Origin of the sequence: Streptomyces sp. (genome assembly GCF_031181705.1) — a bacterium.
GTDB lineage: Bacteria > Actinomycetota > Actinomycetes > Streptomycetales > Streptomycetaceae > Streptomyces.
Genome location: NZ_JAPSKN010000100.1, coordinates 18,435 through 21,914 on the forward strand (window position 1 = coordinate 18,435; position 3,480 = coordinate 21,914).

Here is a 3,480-nt window from a genome sequence, read left to right on the forward strand (position 1 = left end):
GCGTCCTGCCGCTCGCGGCATGGTGGACCGGTACCTTCGACATCCGCGCCCGATGCGGGCCGGCCCGCATCGGGGCGGGCCGCTCTGTCCCGGAATTCGACCGCATGTCCGTGCGATGTGGCACGATCGCGCATGTGAGCAGCAGCAGACCCGCCTCGGCCCAGCGGCTGAGCGATCTCGCCCGGCTGCGCCGGGTCAAGGACCGGATCGACCGGGAGTACGCGCAGCCGCTGGACGTGGAGGCGCTGGCACGGGGGGTGCACATGTCGGCCGGACATCTCAGCCGCGCGTTCCGTCAGGCGTACGGCGAGTCGCCGTACAGCTACCTCATGACGCGCCGTATCGAGCGCGCGATGGCGTTGCTGCGCCGCGGCGACCTCAGCGTCACACAGGTGTGCTTCGAGGTCGGCTGCTCGTCACTGGGCACCTTCAGCACCCGCTTCACCGAGCTGGTCGGCATGCCCCCGAGCGCCTATCGGCGGGAGGCGGCGCGCGCGACCGCCGGGATCCCGTCGTGCGTCGCCAAGCAGGTCACCAGACCGGTCAGGAATCGAGAAGCGCCCACCGCGAGCCGAAACTAGCGTGAGGGCCATGGACCTCAACATTCACGCCAGCTTCCTGCCGCACGACGACCCGGACGCCGCCCTGGCGTTCTACCGCGACACCCTCGGCTTCGAAGTCCGGGGCGACGTCGGCTACGAGGGCATGCGCTGGATCACGGTCGGCCCCGCCGGCCAGCCCGGCACCAGCATCGTGCTGCACCCGCCGGCCGCCGACCCGGGCATCACCGACGACGAGCGCCGCACCATCACCGAGATGATGGCCAAGGGCACCTACGCCAGCATCGTGCTCTCCACCACCGACGTCGACGGCGTCTTCGAGCGGCTGCAGGCGGGCGACGCCGAGGTGGTGCAGGAACCGGTGGACCAGCCCTACGGCGTCCGCGACTGCGCCTTCCGCGACCCCGCGGGCAACATGGTCCGCATCCAGCAGCTCAAGGGGCAGTAGCAGCCCCCGCAGTAACCACCCCGCACCGTGCCCCGAAGGGTCCGGTGCGGGGACGAGATCGTCCGGACACGGCAGCCCCGCCCGACAGATGGAGCCACCATGAGCAAGGCCACGACGACGGACAGACGATCGCCCGGGCCGCACCTCGCCGACAGCCATGACGTGATCCGCGTGCACGGCGCGCGCGAGAACAACCTCAAGGACGTCAGCATCGAGATCCCCAAGCGCCGGCTGACGGTCTTCACCGGTGTCTCCGGCTCGGGCAAGAGCTCACTGGTGTTCGACACGATCGCGGCCGAGTCGCAGCGGCTGATCAACGAGACCTACAGCGCCTTCCTGCAGGGCTTCATGCCCAACCGGGCCCGGCCCGAGGTCGACGTGCTGGACGGCCTCACCACCGCGATCGCCGTCGACCAGCAGCGCATGGGCGGCGACCCCCGCTCCACGGTCGGCACCGCCACCGACGCCAACGCCATGCTGCGCATCCTGTTCAGCCGGCTCGCCGAGCCGCACATCGGCCCGCCCAGCGCCTACTCCTTCAACACCGCCTCGGTCAGCGCGAGCGGCGGCATCCGCGTCGACCGCGGAGCGGAGAAGACCAAGACGGTCAAGGCGACCTTCTCCCGCACCGGCGGCATGTGCACCCGCTGCGAGGGCCGCGGCAAGGTCTCCGACATCGACCTCACCCAGCTCTACGACGACTCCAAGTCGATCGCCGAGGGCGCGTTCACCATCCCCGGCTGGAAGTCGGACAACGTCTGGACCGTCGGCCTCTACGCCCAGTCCGGCTTCCTCGACCCGAACAAGCCGATCCGCCGGTTCACCAAGAAGGAGATGCAGGACTTTCTCTACGGCGAGCCGACCAAGGTCAAGGTCAACGGCGTCAACCTCACCTACGAGGGCCTGATTCCCAAGATCCAGAAGTCGTTCCTGTCCAAGGACAAGGAGGCGATGCAGCCGCACATCCGGGCGTTCGTGGAGCGGGCGGTCACCTTCACCACCTGCCCCGAGTGCGAGGGCACGCGGCTGACCGAGGCGGCCCGCTCGTCGCGGATCGGCAAGGTCAGCATCGCCGACGCCTGCGCCATGGAGATCCGGGACCTGGCGGAGTGGGTGCGGGGTCTCACGGAGCCGTCGGTGGCACCGCTGCTCACCGCGTTGCAGGGCACCCTCGACTCCTTCGTGGAGATCGGCCTCGGCTACCTCTCGCTCGACCGGCCGGCGGGCACGCTCTCGGGCGGTGAGGCGCAGCGGGTGAAGATGATCCGCCACCTCGGCTCCTCCCTCACGGACGTCACCTACGTCTTCGACGAGCCCACCATCGGCCTGCACCCGCACGACATCCAGCGCATGAACGGCCTGCTGCTGCGGCTGCGGGACAAGGGCAACACGGTCCTCGTCGTGGAGCACAAGCCGGAGACCATCGCGATCGCCGACCACGTCGTCGACCTGGGTCCCGGCGCCGGGACGGCCGGCGGCACCGTCTGCTTCGAGGGCACGGTCGAGGGGCTGCGCGCAGCCGACACCGTCACCGGCCGGCATCTCGACGACCGGGCGCGGCTCAAGGAGACGGTCCGCGAGCCCACCGGCGCGCTGGAGATCCGGGGCGCCTCGGCCAACAACCTCCAGGACGTCGACGTCGACATCCCCCTCGGGGTGCTCACCGTGGTGACGGGGGTGGCCGGCTCGGGCAAGAGCTCCCTGCTGCACGGCTCGATCCCGGCCGACGCGGGTGTGATCTCCGTGGACCAGAGCCCGATCAAGGGCTCGCGCCGCAGCAACCCCGCGACGTACACCGGGCTCGCCGACCCGATCCGCAAGGCCTTCGCCAAGGCCAACGGTGTGAAGCCGGCCCTGTTCAGCGCCAACTCCGAGGGCGCCTGCCCCACCTGCAACGGCGCCGGCGTCGTCTACGTCGACCTCGGCATGATGGCCGGCGTCGACACCCCCTGCGAGGACTGCGAGGGCAGGCGGTTCCAGGCCTCCGTGCTGGAGTACCGGCTCGGCGGCCGCGACATCAGCGCGGTGCTCGCGATGTCGGTGACCGAGGCGGAGGAGTTCTTCGGCACAGGCGAGGCCCGCACTCCGGCCGCGCACCGCATCCTGGAGCGGCTCGCCGACGTCGGGCTCGGCTACCTCACCCTCGGCCAGCCGCTCACCACGCTGTCCGGCGGTGAGCGGCAGCGGCTGAAGCTGGCCACGCACATGGCCGACAAGGGTGGCGTCTACGTGCTCGACGAGCCGACCACCGGCCTGCACCTCGCGGACGTGGAGCAACTGCTCGGCCTGCTGGACCGGCTCGTCGACGCGGGCAAGTCGGTGATCGTGATCGAGCACCACCAGGCGGTGATGGCACACGCCGACTGGATCATCGACCTCGGCCCCGGTGCCGGTCACGACGGCGGCCGCATCGTCTTCGAGGGCACCCCGGCCGACCTGATCGCGGACCGCTCCACGCTGACGGGGCAGCAC

3 protein-coding genes are annotated in these 3,480 nt (G+C 70.5%); all 3 read left to right on the forward strand.

The genetic code is table 11. The annotated features are described in order from the left end of the window. Positions 1-104: 104 nt before the first annotated feature. Positions 105-581, forward strand: a complete 477-nt coding sequence (locus RIN80_RS19080; protein ID WP_309096819.1) for a helix-turn-helix transcriptional regulator — start codon at positions 105-107, stop codon at positions 579-581. A 10-nt stretch (positions 582-591) separates the two neighbouring features. Next, positions 592-1,008, forward strand: a complete 417-nt coding sequence (locus tag RIN80_RS19085) for a VOC family protein (RefSeq protein WP_309096816.1) — start codon at positions 592-594, stop codon at positions 1,006-1,008. Between the two features lie 99 nt (positions 1,009-1,107). After that, positions 1,108-3,480, forward strand: a 2,373-nt coding sequence (locus RIN80_RS19090) for an excinuclease ABC subunit UvrA (RefSeq protein ID WP_309096817.1), incomplete at its 3' end; no start/stop codon positions are given.

Bases quoted from the DNA above. Each gene is read 5' to 3' on its own strand.
- RIN80_RS19085 (WP_309096816.1), top strand. From the start codon at position 592: ATGGACCTCAACATTCACGCCAGCTTCCTGCCGCACGACGACCCGGAC.
- RIN80_RS19080 (WP_309096819.1), top strand. From the start codon at position 105: ATGTCCGTGCGATGTGGCACGATCGCGCATGTGAGCAGCAGCAGACCC.